We start from the raw sequence: 16,869 nt of genomic DNA, 5'->3' as shown, positions 1-16,869 counted from the left end.
CATGGTCAACCGTCTCGCCGGCGCCACCAGTCCGTACCTGCGTCAGCACGCCGACAACCCGGTGTCCTGGCGGGAATGGGATGCCGACGCGCTGGCCGAGGCGGCCCGCCGCGATGTCCCGATCCTGCTGTCCATCGGATACGCGGCCTGTCACTGGTGCCACGTGATGGCCCATGAATCCTTCGAGGACGACGGGGTGGCCGCCGTCGCCAACGCCGGATTCGTGTGCATCAAGGTCGACCGGGAGGAACGCCCGGACCTCGACGCGATCTACATGGACGCCACCGTCGCCATGACCGGCCAGGGCGGCTGGCCGATGACCTGCTTCCTCACCCCGGACGGACGCCCCTTCTTCTGCGGCACCTACTACCCGAAAGCCGCCTTCCTGGAACTGCTTTCCGTGGTCACCGACGCGTGGACGACGCGCCGCGACGAGGTGGAACGGGTTTCCGGACGCATCGCCGACGAACTGCGGCAGCGCACCGGGCGGCTGCCCGGCGGACCACCGGTCAGCCCGCAGCTGTGCGACCACGCGGTGTCGACGGTGCTCGCCGACGAGGACGTCACGCGCGGCGGCTTCGGCGGGGCACCGAAGTTCCCGCCCTCGGCACTTCTGGAAGCGTTGCTGCGCCACCACGAACGCACCGGTTCGGCGCAGGCCCTGCGTGCCGTCGAGCGGACCGCGAGTGCCATGGCGGCTGGCGGCATCTACGACCAGCTGGCCGGCGGATTCGCCCGCTACAGCGTCGACAATGCCTGGGTGGTACCGCATTTCGAAAAGATGCTGTACGACAACGCCCTGCTGCTACGGTCGTATGCGCACTGGGCCCGGCGCACCGGCTCGGCGCTGGCGGCCCGGATCGCCGGGGAGACCGCCGATTTCCTGCTCCGCGACCTCTCCGACGGCCCGCTGTTCATCTCGTCGCTGGACGCCGACGCCGACGGACGGGAGGGGTCCACCTACGTCTGGACTCCCGAGCAACTCATCGAGGTCCTCGGCGCCGACGATGGTGCCTGGGCCGCAGGTGTTTTCGGTGTCACCGCGGCGGGGACGTTCGAGCACGGCGAGTCGGTGCTGCAGTTGCCCGCCGACCCCGACGACGCCGAACGGTTGGCGCGGGTCAAAGCGGCGCTGCTGGCCGTGCGGGTGAATAGGGTCCAGCCCGGCCGCGACGACAAGATCGTCACCGCGTGGAACGGGCTGGCGATCATCGCCCTGGCCGAGGCTTCGGTGGCGCTGGAGCGTCCCGATCTGCTCGCCGCGGCCGACGACTGCGCCGACGCGCTGCTGGACCGCCACCTGGTCGACGGGCGGCTGCGGCGTACCAGCAACGGCGGCGTCGTAGGGAGCGGAGTCGGCATGCTGGAGGACTACGCCGCGCTGGCCACCGGGCTGTTGACGCTCTACCAGCACAGCGGCGACCCGCGCCGGTCGGTCGCGGCGACGGGCCTGCTGGACACCGCGCTCGCGCATTTCACCTACCCAGATGACCCGGATGATCTGGGCGGATGGTTTGACGCCCCGGACGACGCCGAGGCGCTGCTGCTGCGGCCGGCCGGTGCCACCGACGACGCCACCCCGTCGGGCGCATCGCTGATCACCGAGGCGCTGCTCACCGCGGGGCATCTGGTCGACGACGGTCAGTGCTACGCCGATGCGGCAGCGGCGAGCCTGCAGCGCTATTCGGTGTTGCTGTCCCGCGCGCCCCGGGCGGCCGGGCACTGGCTGTCCGTCGCCGAGGCGGCACTGGGTGGCCCGCTGCAGATCGCGGTGGCCACCACGGGGGACCCGTCGTCGTCGGATCTGGGGCGTGCCGCACGACGGCTGGCACCCGGCGGGGCCGTCGTCGTCATCGGCACCCCCGACTCCCAGCCGCTGCTGGCCGCCCGGCCCCCGATCGACGGCGCCGACGCGGCATATGTGTGTCGCGGCCAGGTCTGCGGGCTCCCGGTGACGACGGTCGAGGATTTGGCGGCCGGGCTATCCGGGCCCGTGTAGCCTGCCGGGCATGACCTACGTCGTGGACACCGAGGCCCTCGTCAAGCGCTACCTGGATACCGTGGCCAACGGCACTTCGGCCGATGTCGCCGCGCTGTACGCCGAGGACGCCACGCTGGAGGACCCGGTCGGCGGCGGCCAGATGCACATCGGCCGGCACGCCATCGAGGGGTTCTACCAGGCGATGGACGCCGCCGACCTGACCACCGAACTGCTCACCTTCCGCTCCGGCGGGCATGAGGCCGCGTTCGTCTTCGCCATCAACGTCGGTGGCGCCATGCGCATCGAACCCATCGAGGTGATGAGCTTCGACCGCGACGGCCAGATCACCGCGATGAAGGCCTACTGGTCCCAGGACAACGTCACCATGCTCTGACGGCGCCTCGCCGCTTGATCGTCGTCAGCCGGTGGAGAACACCGCGAACCACATCGCGATGTAGTGGCAGATCGCCGCGACCGCGGTGCAGGCGTGGAAGAACTCGTGGTGACCGAACGTCGTCGGCCAGGGGTTGGGCCAGCCCAGCGCGTACAGCACGCCGCCGATCGAATACAGCGCACCGCCGACGATCAGCAGCACCATCGCCGCCACGCCGGCGTGGTCCATGATCGGCACGATGTAGAAGGCCGCCACCCAGCCGAGCAGGATGTAGAGCGGTACGCCCAGCCAGCGCGGTGACGAAGGCCACAGCATTTTCAGCGCCACCCCGGCCAGCGCGCCGCCCCAGACGATCCAGAACAGCACCCAGCCGCCGTCATTGCGCAGCGCCACCAACGCGAATGGGGTGTAGGAGCCCGCGATGAAGATGAAGATCATCGAATGATCGGCCCGCTTCATCCAGGTCCGGGCGGTCGTCGAGGTCCAGTTCACCCGGTGGTAGACGGCGCTGACGGTGAACATCGCCACAATGGTGAACGTGTAGAGCAGGGTGGCCAGGCCGGCCTGCGTGCCCTTCATCGCCCAGGACACCGCTACCAGCGCCGCGCCGGCGAAGATGGCGATGATCGCCGAGTAGACGTGGATCCAGCCGCGGGCCCGCGGCTTGCCGATCAGCCGCGCAACGCTGTCGGCGATCGCCTCGGGCAGGTCGATGCCGTCGGAGTCGATGCCGTCGCCGTCGAGGTCGAGCTGGGTGAGCGGGCGTTTGCGGGGCGTGTCGGTGTCGCCCAGGCTGGCACGTGCGGTCACTGCTTCCTCCGATCACGGTGGCCACGGTGCGGATCTTGAGCGGGTGGCTCGAGCGCCCACAGTAGTCTGATTTCTCGTGGAGATCATTCCGCCTCGGCTCAAGGACCCGATGTACCGGATCTACGAGCTACGGCTGCGTCAGGAGCTCGCGGCGGCTCGTTCCGAGCTGCCGCGACATATCGCCGTGCTGTGCGACGGCAACCGGCGCTGGGCCCGCGATGCCGGATACGACGACGTCAGCGTCGGCTACCGGATGGGCGCGGAGAAGATCGCCGAGATGCTGCGCTGGTGCGGGGCCGCCGGCATCGAACTGGCCACCGTGTACCTGCTCTCCACCGAGAACCTGCAGCGCGACCCCGACGAGCTGGCCGCACTGATCGAGATCATCACCGACGTCGTCGAGGAGATCTGCGCCCCGGCCAACCGGTGGAGCGTGCGCATCGTCGGTGACCTGGAGTTGCTCGGCGCCGAACCCGCGCGGCGGCTGCGCCAGGCCGTCGACGGCGCCCCGGAGGCCTCCCCGGATGCCCTGCACGTCAACGTCGCCGTCGGCTACGGCGGACGACAGGAGATCGTCGACGCCGTGCGCGCGCTGCTGCGCAAGGAACTGGCGGCCGGGGGCACCGGCGAACAGCTCGTCGAGGCGGTCACCGTCGAAGGCATCTCGGAGAACCTCTACACCTCCGGCCAGCCCGACCCCGACCTGGTGATCCGCACCTCCGGCGAACAGCGCCTGTCCGGTTTTCTGCTGTGGCAGAGCGCATATTCGGAGATGTGGTTCACCGAGGCGCACTGGCCGGCATTCCGCCGCGTCGACTTCCTGCGGGCGCTGCGCGACTACACCCGCCGGCATCGCCGATTCGGAACCTGAACGTGGCGACCGGTCCGGACGGCGAGCGCACCGAGCTGCTTGCCGGCCTGATCGCGCCGGCGGTGGCCGACGCGCCGCGACGCGCCGCCGTGATCGACGACACCACATCGGTGAACTTCGCTGAGCTGGAGCAGTATTCGCTGGCCTTGGCCGGCGCGGTGGCCGCCCGCACCGATCCGGGAGACCGGGTCGCGGTGGTCGCCGACAACGGCGTGCCGTATGCGCTGCTCTACTACGCGGTGCCAAGGTCCCGGCGCATCCTGACGCTGATCAACCAGCGGCTGAACCCCGACGAACAGGCCCGGGCCATCGCCGCGGCCGGTGCCCGGGTACTCATCGGCGACCCGCGCTACCTCAACGCGCTGCCATCGGATGTTGCGGAGACGGTGATCGCCGTCGACGGCCCGGATTGGCAACGCGCACTGCGGCATCCGCCGTACGACGGGGCCACCCCGACACCCGAGGACCCGGCCTGGCTGGTGTTCACCAGCGGCACCACCGGGCACCCGAAGGCCGCCGTGCACACCCACCGGTCGCTGACCGCCGGCGCCTGGGGGACCGTGGAGGGACGATCCGTCGAACCCGCCGATGTGTACCTCACCCCGTATCCGTTGTGCCACATCGCCGGATACAACATCCTGGCCCGGCACGCCACCGGATCCACGGTGGTGCTGCCGTCGCGGTACCGGGCCGACGAATTCGTCGCAACGGTGAACCGCTACGGCGTGCGCTCCTGCTCGATGGCACCGACCATGTTGCACGCGCTGGTCGCCCACGTGACCGCCACCGGGGAGACGATGCCGACACTGCACCAGATCGCCTACGGCTCGGCTCCCATCTCCGCCGACCTGATCGAGCGGGCGACCCGGATCCTGGGCGCCGAGTTCCACCAGGGCTACGGCATGACCGAAACCGCGGGCACCGTCACCTTTCTGGGCCCCGAAGAACACCGGATGGGCCCGGAGGTGCTGCGCAGTGCCGGGCGACCGCACAGCGGCGTCGAGGTTGGTATTGCCGTCGATGGTCCAGGCGGGTTCGCTGCCGTCGGGCAAGTCGGTGAAATCCTGGTGCGCGGACCGCAGGTGATGACCGGCTACTGGCTCGACGAGCCCGCCACCGCCGCCGCGCTGACCGACGGCTGGTTGCACACCGGGGATATCGGCCGACTCGACGACCTCGGCCGGCTGACCATCGTCGACCGCTGCAAGGACGTCATCATCACCGGTGGGGAGAACGTCAGCTCGCGCGAGGTCGAGGACGCCCTGTCCCGGCATCCCGACGTCGACATGGTCGCCGTCGTCGGCGTCCCCGACGACTACTGGGGCGAGGCCATCTGCGCGGTCGTGGTGACCCATCCGGGATCGGCGCCGACTGCCGATGACCTCATCGACTATGTCCGGCACCAGATTTCACCGTTCAAGCGACCGCGCCACGTGGTGTTCGCCGGTGCGCTGCCGCTGACCCACAACGCCAAGATCGCCAAGGACCGGGTGCGCGAGATCGCCCGGGCGGCTGTGGCCGCCGCCGGCGAAACCCACGCCCGCCAACGCTGAGCGACGCCAAAGTCGGCTCACATCGGGCACTCAGCGGGCCGGCGTTGACTACACACCATGAACCGCAACGCGCCCCGCAGCATCGTCAGCGTCGTCCAGCACACCGGTGAAAACATCCGCGGCTGCGGCGCGATCGTCGTACTGGGCGCCGGATCCGACGCCGGCGCCGACCTGGCCCGACGACTCCTGGAAGCCGGGCACCGCGTGCTGCTGGTCGACCGCCAGGCCACCGCGATGGTCCGCAGCATGCACGGCTACCCGCATGACCGGGTGGCCGCCGTCGCCGCGGACGTCGGCGATCCCCGGCAACTGCGGGCCGTGCTGGACCGCGCCCGCGCGTGGTTCGGCCGGGTCGACGACGTGCTGACCGTCGGGGGAGGGCGCGGGCTGCCGATCGCGTCCTGATCACCGTTGGCCGCCGTCGGTGGCGTGCCACACTGGCGAGATGGCCGCGCTATCGGTGCTGACGTTCGCGCTGAGCTGGTGGCTGGGCCTGTACCTGCTGGCCCGCGATCCGCACAAGTCGGTCCTGGTGCTGGCCGCCCTCGGACTGTGCGGATTCGCATTGGTGGTCGCACTCGACGCGATCCGGCTCACCGCGGGCAGCCCCGAATCGCTGGGCCGACTGGAGATCTTTCTGGTCATCGAGCCCGGCGTGGCGTGGCTGGCGGTACTGCTGGAGCTGGCGCGGCCCTCCCGGCGGTGGCGGGACCGGCGGGGCGCGTGGGTCTCGGTGGCCGTCGTTGCCGCGGTGGCGATCACCGGTGCGGCGCTGACCGAGGGGGTGCAGCCGCCGATCCGCTTCGGCCACGCGCTGATGTTCTCGGTGATCTCCGCCTCGACCCTGATCGCCATGCTGTACGCGGTGCGCCGGGCGCCCCGACCGGGCTCGGTGATCGGTGTGCTCGTCGTGGCGACCCTGTTCTTCGCGCTGGCCAACGCCATCCTGGTGATCCCGCTGGGCATCCTGCCGAGCTGGCTCGCCCTGGCCTCGACGGGTTTCGACATCCTGCTGCTGGGTCTGGCCGTCGCCATCTGGGACGCGTTCGACGAGGGCCAGGCGCTGCGGGCCGATATGCGGCGGTCATTCGTGGGCACCATGGCCGTGGCCGTGCTGTTCGCCGCCCAGGGCATCGTCGGCGTCACCCTGACCGAGGGCCGCGGCCGCATCGTGGTGACGGTGTTGATGTTCACCAGCGTGGGGGTGGCCATCGCGATGACGACGCTCGCCGACCCGCTGGCCGGGCTGCTGGACCGGCTGGCTTTCGCGCGGTCGCCGAGTCTGCGCGCCGACCGCGCCCTCCTGCGGGACACCGAGGCCGCGCTGCCGCTGCGCCGCCCCAACCCCCTCGACGACGTCGACGACGAGACGTTCACCCGGCTGACCCGTCGGGCGCTGGGCCACTACGGCAACCTGTCCAAACTGGTGGCCAGCCCGCTGACCGCCCTGCCGATACTCGGCACCCGGCTGGCCGAGCACGGACTGCCCGACCAGCCGCTGGAACGGGCAAACGAACTCAAGTCGCTGCTGGCCGAACGCATCGCCGCGCTCAAACCCCGCGGCGACGAGGACTTCGGCACCTCCGAGGAGTGGCGTTACTACAATTCGCTGTACTTCCCCTACGTCGTCGGGGTGCGGGCCTACGCCCAGAACGCCACCGCCGCCGGACTGGACCCGACGGCGCGGCGTGCCTGGCAGTGGCTGGTGACCGAGGTGCCCCAGCGATCCCTGCACAACTGGCAGAACGCCGCCGCCCGGGTGATCGCGGCGGATCTGCGCGACGGGTTGGCAGTGTCTGGCAGTACGCAGGATCGACCTGGCAGTAATCGCTGACCAGCATCGATGGTGACCCGCGAGCTCCGCGGGTACGGAATCGATGAAAGGACCACCGATGACTGCTCAACTTCTCGACACCACCGCCCGCTCCGGCGAGGACACCCTGGTGCGCAAGGCCATGCGCGTCGACGCGATCCTGGTCGGCCTGCTCGGCCTACCGGTGGTGCTGGCGAGCCGGCCGATCGCGGAGTGGACCGGGATCCCCGCCGGCTGGGTTCTGGGCCTGGGCGTGTTCTTCCTGGTGTACGGGGTCGACGTGTACTGGCTGGCCGGGCGTGATCGTGTCACCGCCGGCGCGTGGGCGACCATCGCAGCAAACGAGATCTTCACGGTCGCGGCGCTGGCCGTCGTCGTGCTCGGGGTGTGGCCGTTGACCGGCCTGGGCATCGCCGCGGTGCTGGGCAGCGGCGTCTACACCGCCGTCCTGGCCGCGCTGCAGTGGATCGGCCTGCGCCGCCTGGCGTGAGACCTACAGCTTGCGCAGGCGCAACCGGTTGATCGAGTGGTTGGCGTCCTTGCGCAGCACCAGGGTCGCGCGCGGGCGGGTGGGCAGGATGTTCTCCACCAGGTTGGGCAGGTTGATCGCCTGCCAGATGTCGCGGGCGGCGAACAGCGCCTGGTCGTCGGTCAGCGTCGCATAGTGGTGGAAGTGCGAGGCCGGGTTGGAGAACGCCCCCTCCCGCATCGCCAAAAACCGTGACACGTACCAGGATTCGATATCCTCGATACGCGCGTCGACATACACCGAGAAGTCGAACAGGTCGCTGACCATCAGCGTCGTCCCGGTCTGCAAGACGTTGAGGCCCTCCAGGATCAGGATGTCGGGCTGGCGCACGACGATCCGCTCGCGCGGCACCACGTCGTAGAGCAGATGCGAGTAGACCGGCGCCGACGCCGACGGGGCTCCGGATTTCACCGCCGTCACGAACCGCATCAAGGCGCGGCGGTCGTAGCTCTCCGGGAAGCCCTTGCGGTGCATCAGATTGCGACGGGACAGCTCGGCGTTGGGATGGAGGAAACCGTCGGTGGTGATCAGGTCGACGCGCGGATGGTTCTCCCAGCGGGCCAGCAGCGCCTGCAGCACGCGGGCCGTGGTGGACTTTCCGACCGCCACACTGCCGGCCACCCCGATCACGAACGGAACCGGGCGCTGTGGGTTCAGCTGAATATCGGTGGTCTCACCGAGGAATTCCGCGGTGGCGGCGAACAACCGCTGCCGGGCCGCGACCTGGAGGTGGATCAACCGGGCCAGCGGCAGGTACACCTCTTCGACCTCGCGCAGGTCGATCTGCTCACCCAGGCCGCGCAGCCCGACGAGTTCGTTCTCGGTCAGCGGCAGCGGCGTCGACTTGCGCAGTGCACGCCACTGAGTTCGGTCGAACTCCACGTACGGACTGGGCTCGCTCAGCCGGGCCATGACCCCAAGTCTTGCAGGCAGGATCGGCCGCCGACCACGTGGGGCCGTGCGCGCGGCCGGAGCAGCCAATTGAGCCGTGGGGCCACAAAGGCGGATACGGTGGCGGATGTGTCTCCAGAACGGCTGATCCGCGAGTTCCTGCTGCTGGGCCTGAGGTTCGACCGCATCCAGGACGGCTACGTCGATTCCTTCACCGGCGACCCCGCGCTGCGCGCCCAGGTCGCCGACGAGCCCGCCCCCGATCCCGCGGATCTGGCCCGCACGGCCCGGACCCTGCTTGCCGAGTTGCCGTCGGTGCCTCGGGAGGACGGCTTCACCGAGCTGCGCGCGGAATACCTGCGGGCACACCTGGTGGCCCTGGAGTGCGCGGCCCGCAAATTCACCGGTGAACAGGTCGGATTCGTCGACGAGGTCCGCGCCTACTTCGACGTCCAGATCGGCCCTGGCGACCCGCAGCACTACGCCGACGCCCACCGCGCCCTGGAGGCCGCCCTGGGCGGCACCGGACCGCTGGCCGAGCGGGTCGCCGACTACCGCCGCAGCACCGAGATCCCGCCGGAACGCCTGGCGGCGGCCATCGACGCGTTCTCCAGCGCGCTGCGCGACCGGGTGCGCGCCAGCTACCCGCTGCCCGACACCGAGACCATCGACTACGAGATCGTCACCGACAAACCGTGGTCGGGATTCAACTACTACCGCGGCAATTACGCCTCCACGGTGGCCGTCAACGCCGACCTCAAACAACAGATGGCCAACCTGCCGCGACTGGTCGCCCACGAGTCCTATCCCGGCCATCACACCGAGCACTGCCGCAAGGAACTTCGGCTGGTCAACGGACTGGGCCAGACCGAGCAGACGATCTTCCTGGTCAACACCCCGCAGTGCCTGATGGCCGAGGGCCTGGCCGACCTGGCGCTGCACGCCGCCGTCGGGCCCGCCTGGGGCGCCTGGGCCGCCGACATCTACGCCGATCTGGGCCTGCGGTTCGACGGTGCCCGCGCGGAGGCGATCTCGGCGGCGATGGCGGGTCTGGCCGACGTGCGCCAGGACGCCGCGCTGATGCTGCACGACGAGCACCGCGACCCCGACGACGTGGTGGCCTACCTGTCGCGCTGGCTGCTCGTCGACGACGCCCGCGCCCGGCAGATGATGAAGTTCCTGTCCTCGCCGCTGTGGCGCGCCTACACCTCCACCTACGTCGAGGGCTACCGGCTGCTGCGCGGCTGGCTCGACGACCGACCCGAGGGCGTCGGGATGATCGAGCGGTTCGGTGTGCTGCTCGACGAGCCGCTGATTCCGTCCACTCTTCCCGGTCGGCCCGGGGAGTCCGCGGCCGACCAGGCCCCGTTACCCTAGGGACCATGACTGCTGACTCGACCGCCGCTTTGGGTGCCGAATACGCCGAAACCGCAAGTGAGGCCTACCGCGACATCCTGGCGGTCATCGAGTCGGTCGAACCGCGGATCGCCGCGGCCACCCGGCAGGAGCTCACCGACCAGCGCGACTCGCTGAAACTGATCGCCAGCGAGAACTACGCGTCGCCGGCCGTGCTGCTCACCATGGGCACCTGGTTCTCCGACAAGTACGCCGAGGGCACCGTCGGGCACCGGTTCTACGCCGCCTGCCAGAACGTCGACACCGTCGAGGCGCTGGCCGCCGAGCACGCCCGCGAACTGTTCGGCGCGCCCTACGCCTACGCCCAGCCGCACTCGGGCATCGACGCCAACCTGGTCGCCTACTGGGCGATCCTGGCGACCCGCGTCGAGACCCCCGGACTGGCCGATTTCGGCGCCAAGCACGTCAACGACCTGTCCGAGGCGGACTGGGAGACCCTGCGCGCCCGCCTCGGCAGCCAGCGGCTGATGGGCATGTCGCTGGACACCGGCGGCCACCTCACCCACGGCTTCCGGCCCAACATCTCCGGCAAGATGTTCCACCAGCGCAGCTACGGCACCGATCCGGGCACCGGCCTGATCGACTACGACGCCGTCGCCGCCGCCGCCCGGGAGTTCAAGCCCCTGGTGCTGGTCGCCGGGTATTCCGCCTACCCGCGGCGAGTCAACTTCGCCAAGATGCGCGAGATCGCCGACGAGGTGGGCGCCACCCTGATGGTCGACATGGCGCACTTCGCCGGCCTGGTGGCCGGCAAGGTGTTCACCGGCGACGAGGACCCGGTGCCGCACGCCCACGTCACCACGACCACCACGCACAAGTCGCTGCGCGGCCCGCGCGGTGGCCTGGTACTGGCCACCGAGGAGTTCGCCCCGGCCGTCGACAAGGGCTGCCCGATGGTCCTCGGCGGCCCGCTGTCGCACGTGATGGCCGCCAAGGCCGTCGCGCTGGCCGAGGCCCGTCGCCCCGAGTTCCGGGTCTACGCCCAGAACGTCGCCGACAACGCGCACGCGCTGGCCGACGGGTTCCTCAAGCGCGGCGCCAACCTGGTCACCGGCGGCACCGACAACCACCTGGTGCTGCTGGACGTCACCTCGTTCGGGCTGACCGGCCGCCAGGCCGAGTCGGCACTGCTCGACGCCGGCATCGTCACCAACCGCAACGCCGTCCCGGCCGACCCCAACGGCGCCTGGTACACCTCCGGCATCCGGTTCGGCACCCCGGCGCTGACCACCCGCGGCTTCGGCGCCGACGACTTCGACCGGGTCGCCGAACTCGTGATCGACGTACTGACCAACACCACCGCCGACGGGTCGTCGAAGGCCAAGTACACCCTCGCCGACGGAGTCGCCGACCGGGTCCGCGGCGCGTCCGCGGAGCTGTTGGCCGCCAATCCGCTGTACCCCGGGCTCACCCTCTGACGCAGTATCGTCGCTGATCAGCGCGTCGGCGGTGGCGCTTCACCTCGTCGTTTAGGGACGAAAGTCACAATTCGGCGCAACGTGCCCGGATAGATTTCGGGAAACATGTGAACTCGGGTTACAGTTACTTCCATGGCTGTCTTTCCCGAACCCAATGCGCTGACGCTGGAACTCGAACCCGTGGTCGCAGAGAACATGGTGCGCCACCTCGGAACCGAAGACATCTGGTTCGCGCACGACTACGTGCCCTTCGATGAGGGCCGCAACTTCGCGATGCTCGACGGTGTGGACTGGGATCCGTCCCAGCAGACCCTGCCGCAGCCCGTCGTCGATGCGCTGGAGATCCTGCTGATCGACAAGGACAACCTGTCCGGGGTGCACCGCGAGCTGGTCGAGCACTTCATCCTGCAGGAACAGTGGGGCCGCTTCATCGGTCGCTGGACCGCCGAGGAGCACCTGCACGCCATCGTGCTGCGCAACTACCTGATGGTCACCCGCAACTGCGACGCCAATGCCAACGAAGACGTCCGCATCGACCACGTGATGAACACCGGCTACCGGGCCGACCAGTACAGCCAGTGCGAGACCCTGGCCTACATGGCGTTCTTCGAGGCCTCGCGGGCCAAGTTCTGCCGCAACCTGGCCGCTCAGGTCGACGACCCGACGCTGAAGTCGCTGCTGGAGCGGATCGCCGGAGACGAGGAACGCCACGAGCTGTTCTTCGCCAACCTGGTCATCCACCTTCTGGCCACGCATCGCGATGAGATGATCGCGGCGATCGCGGCCCGCGCCCGCGAACTCGACGTGGTCGGCGCCGACATCAAGGCCTACGGCGACAAGCGCGCCAGCGTCGCCGCCGCCGGCATCTTCAACGCCGACATCCTGGCCGACGTCATCTCCGAGCGGATCGGTGCCTGGGGCCTAGCCGAAGAGCCCGAGCTGAAGGAATTCGTCACCGCGTAATTACCTGGGCAGATGCGGGTGGTCCCCGCTTCCCCTCGCGTAACCACCCGTTAACGACGATGCCGCCGAGGATTCTCGGCGGCACCGTCGTCGTTTCACGGCGTTTGATTCGGCCCGGCGCGCCTGCAGAGCGCGGTGCGCGTTGCGGGAGTAGCGTCGCCGGTGATGGCTAGCATCCCGCTTTGCTGTCCGGGCGGTACCTCTCGTTGCGACGGAAGGACCGGCCCCGGTCCGAGTGCCGCTGCGCCCGCCGAACCGTCCGCGCGGGGCCGCGCGGGATCGAGGAGCGCCACGTGAGTGATTCACCGTCGGTTTCCCGGGACAACATCGCAACCTACGTGCTCGACACGTCGGTCCTGTTGTCCGATCCGTGGGCCTGTACTCGGTTCGCCGAACACGAAGTCGTCGTTCCTCTCGTCGTCATCACCGAACTGGAAGCCAAACGCCATCACCACGAGCTGGGCTGGTTCGCCCGCCAGGCACTGCGACTGTTCGACGACCTGCGCCTGCAGCACGGTCGGCTGGATCGCCCGATTCCCGTTGGGACAGAAGGCGGGACGCTGCACGTCGAACTCAACCATCAGGACCCCGCGGTGCTGCCGGCCGGGTTCCGCAACGACAGCAACGACTCGCGCATCCTGACCTGCGCGGCGAACCTGGCTGCCGAGGGCAAGCGAGTCACCTTGGTCAGCAAGGACATTCCGCTGCGGGTCAAGGCCGGTGCGGTCGGCCTGGCCGCCGACGAGTACCGCGCGCAGGACGTCGTCCCGTCGGGCTGGACCGGAATGACCGAGATCGACGTGTCCGGCGAAGACATCGACACGCTGTTCGCCGACGGGGACCTGGACCTGGCGCAGGCGCGGGACCTGCCGTGCCACACCGGAGTTCGGCTGCTCGGCGGCAGCTCGCACGCCCTCGGTCGGGTCAACGCGGACAAGCGGGTACAGCTGGTCCGCGGTGACCGGGAGGTCTTCGGCCTGCGCGGCCGCTCGGCCGAACAGCGCATCGCCCTGGATCTGCTGCAGGACGAGTCGGTCGGGATCGTCTCACTCGGCGGCAAGGCCGGTACCGGCAAATCCGCGCTCGCACTGTGCGCGGGACTGGAAGCGGTGCTGGAGCGGCGCACGCAGCGCAAGGTCGTGGTATTCCGGCCGCTGTACGCCGTCGGCGGGCAGGAACTCGGCTACCTGCCGGGCAGCGAGAGCGACAAGATGGGCCCGTGGGCCCAGGCCGTTTTCGACACCCTGGAGGGCCTGGCCAGCCCGGCCGTGCTCGACGAGGTCGCCTCCCGCGGCATGCTGGAAGTGCTGCCGCTGACCCACATTCGCGGCCGGTCGCTGCACGATTCGTTCGTCATCGTCGACGAGGCGCAGTCGCTGGAACGCAACGTGCTGCTGACCGTGCTGTCGCGGCTCGGCTCGGGTTCGCGGGTGGTGCTCACCCACGACGTCGCCCAGCGCGACAACCTGCGGGTCGGCCGGCACGACGGTGTGGCCGCGGTGATCGAGAAACTCAAGGGCCACCCGCTGTTCGCCCACATCACCCTGATGCGCAGCGAACGGTCGCCCATCGCCGCGCTGGTCACCGAGATGCTCGAAGAGATCAGCCCGAACGCACTGCCGTAGCCCGCCTGGTGCCGGTGAGACCGGGTTCAGTCGCAGGCGGTCCCGCCTTCGGTCCGGCTCCGCCGGCGCTCGCTGCGCTCCCACCAACTCCGCCTACCCTCGCCGAACCGCCTGAGTGGTCGCGTAGGCGGCCCACCGGCCCCGGGCCGGTAAACTGGCCGGGTGTCTGCACGCGATACCCCGACCTGGCCGTACTGGCGGACGGTGATCGGTGCCGTCGCCGCCGCGCTGGTCCTGGTGATCGGGGCGCTGGCCGGAAAGGTCAAGCTGGACTCCCGCTCGGAGGCGGCCACCGACGTCGACTGCGCGGTGGTCAAATGCATCGCCCTGACCTTCGACGACGGCCCCGGCCCCTACACCGACCGGCTGCTGAAGATCCTGGCCGACAACGACGCCAAGGCCACGTTCTTCCTGATCGGCAACAAGGTGGCGGCCAATCCAGACGGGGCCAAGCGCATCGCCGAGGCCGGCATGGAGATCGGCAGCCACACCTGGGAACACCCCAACATGACCACCATCCCGGTCGACGACATCCCGGCGCAGTTCAGCAGGGCCAGTGACGCGATCGAACAGGCCACCGGGACCCGACCGAAACTGGTACGCACCGCCGGCGGTCTGGTCGACGACAACGTGCTCGCCGAGGCGCGCAAGCAGGGCCTGGCCGATATCAACTGGGACGTCATCCCGTTCGACTGGGCCAACGACGCCAACACCGCGGCCACCCGCTACATGCTGATGACCCAGATCAAACCGAATTCGGTGGTGCTGTTTCACGACGTGTATTCCTCGACCGTGGATCTGGTGTACCAGTTCATCCCCGTGCTCAAGGCCAACGGCTATCACCTGGTGACGGTGTCGCACATGCTCGGCGAGCGGGAACCGGGCACCAGCTACGGCAGCCGGGAAAACGGACCCCCGGTCAACGAGCTGAAAGACATTCCACCGGAGGACATCCCGTCGTTGCCGGCCACCCCATCGCCGCCGCCGATGCCGAATTTCCCGATCACCGACATTCCGGGAGCCAACTCCGGCGGCCCCAACAACGGGGCATAGCAAGCGGATTGGACGTCAGGGACGTTCGCACTTTCCGATCAGCCCGCGCAGGAATGAGCAACGGTATTCCCCGGAATAGTAGTCGCGGTAATTTTTGGTGACATCGTTGGACGGCGTCAGATCGGCGTACACCTGGCCGATCTGGTGGATGGCGTCGCGATAGGACTGCGGGTCGTCGCCGGCCGCGTCGTAGATGCGCTCGAAATAGTCGTCGTTGTGATTCGGCGGGATGATATCGGCGCCGCCGCCGGCCAGGATCTCCCGCTCGATCCGGATGCCGTTCCATACCGCGGCCCCCTCGCCGTCCAGGTAGGACGTCACGTAGCCGTCCCGGGTCCGCCGGTCGACCTCGGGCTGATACAGCGCGTGACCCAGTTCGTGGGCCAGCGCGTTCACCCGGTGGGTCGGTCCCTCGGCGGCCAACCCCGGATCGATGTTGATCACCTTGTCGCCGTGCCGCGTGAAGGTTCCGATACCGGCCTCCGCGGTGATCCGCCAGCCCTGGCCCTCGGCCTGTTCCCACTCGTCGAGCAGCAGCGGGGACAGTCGGGCGATGCGCCATTCAGCCGCGGTCAACTCGTTGCCCAGCGGACGGCCCGGGGTGCCGGCAACTGTGTTGTCCTGGGCTGAGGGATCGGTGACCGGATCCGGGGCCCGCTCGGGATCTGGTGCGGGGCCGGGCGTAGGGCCGGGTCCGGCTTCTCGGAGGGTGCGGCCGGTCACGCTCCGGTAGTCGGCGCCGGTACCCGCCAGGTTGCCGCTGATGCCGCTGAGCTCGCTCCGGGCCCGGTCGACGGTGATGGCGACGTCGCGACAACCGAGCCCGGCGATTGAGGCCAGCATGCGCTGGTTGCCGCGAGGGATCGCCGCGGCGGCCCGGTGCACCCGCGCACGCACCGAATCCAGTTCCCGCCGAGCGTGTTCGGCCGTCGTCATGGCCTGGTGCACACCGCGGTCTGCGGCGCTGTCCAACGCGCCGACAGAGACCAGGACCCTGCGGTGCACCCCGGCTTCGACGCGATAGCGGTCCGCGCCGTCACCGTGCCAGCCGCGTGCCGCACCGGCGGGCGGGACGGCCGGCAGCGGATGACTCAGAGTGGCGCCGACGGGGGCCGGGTCGCCGAGCAGCGCGCGCGCCGAGCACCACACCCGGTCGAACTCGTCGAGAACGCCCATCGCTTGCCCCTGGGAGACGCTGACCTGTCAGTCGTGACGGTAACGCGGCGTCGGCTTCGGGTCGGATCGGTCATACACAGGCCCGTGCGGCGACGGTCGGGGGCCCGCCCTTGTACTGCAAGAGCGGCCACTTCGTGCACGAGTGCTGCGCGAGGGGCCACTTGGTGGGCGAGCGGCCACCTAGTGCGCGAGCGGCCACCTAGTGCGCGAGAGCTCCATGGTGTACGCCTCGTTCAGACCCGTCCTGGGCTTTCGTGTTCCTGTAGGAGCGCTCGCGCAGAAATTGGCCCCTCGCCGGAGGCCTACGCGCAGAAATTGGCCCCTCGCGGGAGGCCTGCGTGCAGAAATTGGCCCCTCGCGGGAGGCCTGCGCGCAG

15 protein-coding genes are annotated in these 16,869 nt (G+C 69.5%); 12 read left to right on the top strand and 3 right to left on the bottom strand.

The window, feature by feature from the left end; all coding sequences use genetic code 11:
• Window position 1: 1 nt before the first annotated feature.
• Both G6N16_RS19180 and G6N16_RS19175 read left to right on the top strand, forming a co-directional pair.
• A complete protein-coding gene (locus tag G6N16_RS19180) occupies window positions 2-1,999 on the top strand; it encodes a thioredoxin domain-containing protein (RefSeq protein WP_083029422.1) in 1,998 nt (665 codons plus the stop codon).
• Between the two features lie 10 nt (window positions 2,000-2,009).
• Entirely contained in the window at window positions 2,010-2,375 is a 366-nt protein-coding gene (locus tag G6N16_RS19175; protein WP_083029311.1) for a nuclear transport factor 2 family protein, read from the top strand.
• Window positions 2,376-2,399: 24 nt separating this feature from the next.
• Here G6N16_RS19175 and trhA read toward each other — a convergent pair whose 3' ends face one another.
• Entirely contained in the window at window positions 2,400-3,104 is a 705-nt protein-coding gene (gene trhA / locus G6N16_RS19170) for a PAQR family membrane homeostasis protein TrhA (protein WP_179961278.1), read from the bottom strand.
• Window positions 3,105-3,261: 157 nt separating this feature from the next.
• Between trhA and G6N16_RS19165 the strand changes: the two genes are divergently transcribed.
• Genes G6N16_RS19165 through G6N16_RS19145 form a run of 5 tightly spaced genes read left to right on the top strand, consistent with a single transcriptional unit; the run spans window position 3,262 to window position 7,912 of the window.
• Window positions 3,262-4,056, top strand: coding sequence for a (2Z,6E)-farnesyl diphosphate synthase (locus tag G6N16_RS19165; protein ID WP_083029310.1), 795 nt, complete (start codon window positions 3,262-3,264; stop codon window positions 4,054-4,056).
• A 2-nt stretch (window positions 4,057-4,058) separates the two neighbouring features.
• The gene (locus G6N16_RS19160; RefSeq protein WP_234805720.1) at window positions 4,059-5,609 is read left to right on the top strand and encodes an AMP-binding protein; all 1,551 of its coding nucleotides are present in this window, start codon (window positions 4,059-4,061) and stop codon (window positions 5,607-5,609) included.
• 57 nt (window positions 5,610-5,666) lie between these two features.
• Window positions 5,667-6,014, top strand: a complete 348-nt coding sequence (locus G6N16_RS19155; protein WP_083029309.1) for an SDR family NAD(P)-dependent oxidoreductase — start codon at window positions 5,667-5,669, stop codon at window positions 6,012-6,014.
• A gap of 40 nt (window positions 6,015-6,054) precedes the next feature.
• Entirely contained in the window at window positions 6,055-7,443 is a 1,389-nt protein-coding gene (locus G6N16_RS19150; RefSeq protein ID WP_083029308.1) for a hypothetical protein, read from the top strand.
• A gap of 58 nt (window positions 7,444-7,501) precedes the next feature.
• A complete protein-coding gene (locus G6N16_RS19145; RefSeq protein WP_083029307.1) occupies window positions 7,502-7,912 on the top strand; it encodes a hypothetical protein in 411 nt (136 codons plus the stop codon).
• A 3-nt stretch (window positions 7,913-7,915) separates the two neighbouring features.
• Here the strand turns inward: G6N16_RS19145 and coaA are convergent, their stop codons facing one another.
• The gene (gene coaA, locus G6N16_RS19140) at window positions 7,916-8,863 is read right to left on the bottom strand and encodes a type I pantothenate kinase (protein ID WP_083029306.1); all 948 of its coding nucleotides are present in this window, start codon (window positions 8,861-8,863) and stop codon (window positions 7,916-7,918) included.
• A 108-nt stretch (window positions 8,864-8,971) separates the two neighbouring features.
• On the opposite strand from coaA, the gene G6N16_RS19135 reads away from it, so the two are divergent.
• The 5 genes from G6N16_RS19135 to G6N16_RS19115 all read left to right on the top strand — a co-directional run bounded on the left by G6N16_RS19135 (window position 8,972) and on the right by G6N16_RS19115 (window position 15,317).
• Window positions 8,972-10,219 carry a DUF885 domain-containing protein gene (locus tag G6N16_RS19135; protein WP_083029419.1) on the top strand — a complete coding sequence of 416 codons (1,248 nt, stop codon included), beginning with the start codon at window positions 8,972-8,974 and terminating at the stop codon, window positions 10,217-10,219.
• Window positions 10,220-10,224: 5 nt separating this feature from the next.
• Entirely contained in the window at window positions 10,225-11,676 is a 1,452-nt protein-coding gene (locus G6N16_RS19130; RefSeq protein ID WP_083029305.1) for a glycine hydroxymethyltransferase, read from the top strand.
• 132 nt (window positions 11,677-11,808) lie between these two features.
• Window positions 11,809-12,639 carry an acyl-ACP desaturase gene (locus G6N16_RS19125; protein ID WP_083029304.1) on the top strand — a complete coding sequence of 277 codons (831 nt, stop codon included), beginning with the start codon at window positions 11,809-11,811 and terminating at the stop codon, window positions 12,637-12,639.
• 293 nt (window positions 12,640-12,932) lie between these two features.
• Window positions 12,933-14,264: an RNA 5'-3' helicase PhoH2 gene (locus G6N16_RS19120; protein ID WP_083029303.1), complete on the top strand. Its 1,332-nt coding sequence runs from the start codon at window positions 12,933-12,935 to the stop codon at window positions 14,262-14,264.
• A 162-nt stretch (window positions 14,265-14,426) separates the two neighbouring features.
• Entirely contained in the window at window positions 14,427-15,317 is an 891-nt protein-coding gene (locus G6N16_RS19115) for a polysaccharide deacetylase family protein (RefSeq protein ID WP_083029302.1), read from the top strand.
• A gap of 15 nt (window positions 15,318-15,332) precedes the next feature.
• Here G6N16_RS19115 and G6N16_RS19110 read toward each other — a convergent pair whose 3' ends face one another.
• Window positions 15,333-16,493, bottom strand: coding sequence for a hypothetical protein (locus G6N16_RS19110; RefSeq protein WP_083029301.1), 1,161 nt, complete (start codon window positions 16,491-16,493; stop codon window positions 15,333-15,335).
• Window positions 16,494-16,869 lie beyond the last annotated feature (376 nt).

The sequence above is a fragment of the Mycolicibacterium insubricum genome (assembly GCF_010731615.1).
Taxonomy (GTDB): Bacteria; Actinomycetota; Actinomycetes; order Mycobacteriales; family Mycobacteriaceae; genus Mycobacterium; species Mycobacterium insubricum.
The sequence above is the reverse complement of the archived record's forward strand: the minus strand, read 5'-3'. Positions and strand labels throughout refer to the sequence as shown.

Coding starts and splice junctions, on each gene's coding strand:
- G6N16_RS19180 (WP_083029422.1), top strand. CDS start 2: ATGGTCAACCGTCTCGCCGGCGCCACCAGTCCGTACCTGCGTCAGCAC.
- G6N16_RS19175 (WP_083029311.1), top strand. CDS start 2,010: ATGACCTACGTCGTGGACACCGAGGCCCTCGTCAAGCGCTACCTGGAT.
- G6N16_RS19155 (WP_083029309.1), top strand. CDS start 5,667: ATGAACCGCAACGCGCCCCGCAGCATCGTCAGCGTCGTCCAGCACACC.
- G6N16_RS19150 (WP_083029308.1), top strand. CDS start 6,055: ATGGCCGCGCTATCGGTGCTGACGTTCGCGCTGAGCTGGTGGCTGGGC.
- G6N16_RS19145 (WP_083029307.1), top strand. CDS start 7,502: ATGACTGCTCAACTTCTCGACACCACCGCCCGCTCCGGCGAGGACACC.
- coaA (WP_083029306.1), bottom strand. CDS start 8,863: ATGGCCCGGCTGAGCGAGCCCAGTCCGTACGTGGAGTTCGACCGAACT.
- G6N16_RS19130 (WP_083029305.1), top strand. CDS start 10,225: ATGACTGCTGACTCGACCGCCGCTTTGGGTGCCGAATACGCCGAAACC.
- G6N16_RS19125 (WP_083029304.1), top strand. CDS start 11,809: ATGGCTGTCTTTCCCGAACCCAATGCGCTGACGCTGGAACTCGAACCC.
- G6N16_RS19110 (WP_083029301.1), bottom strand. CDS start 16,493: ATGGGCGTTCTCGACGAGTTCGACCGGGTGTGGTGCTCGGCGCGCGCG.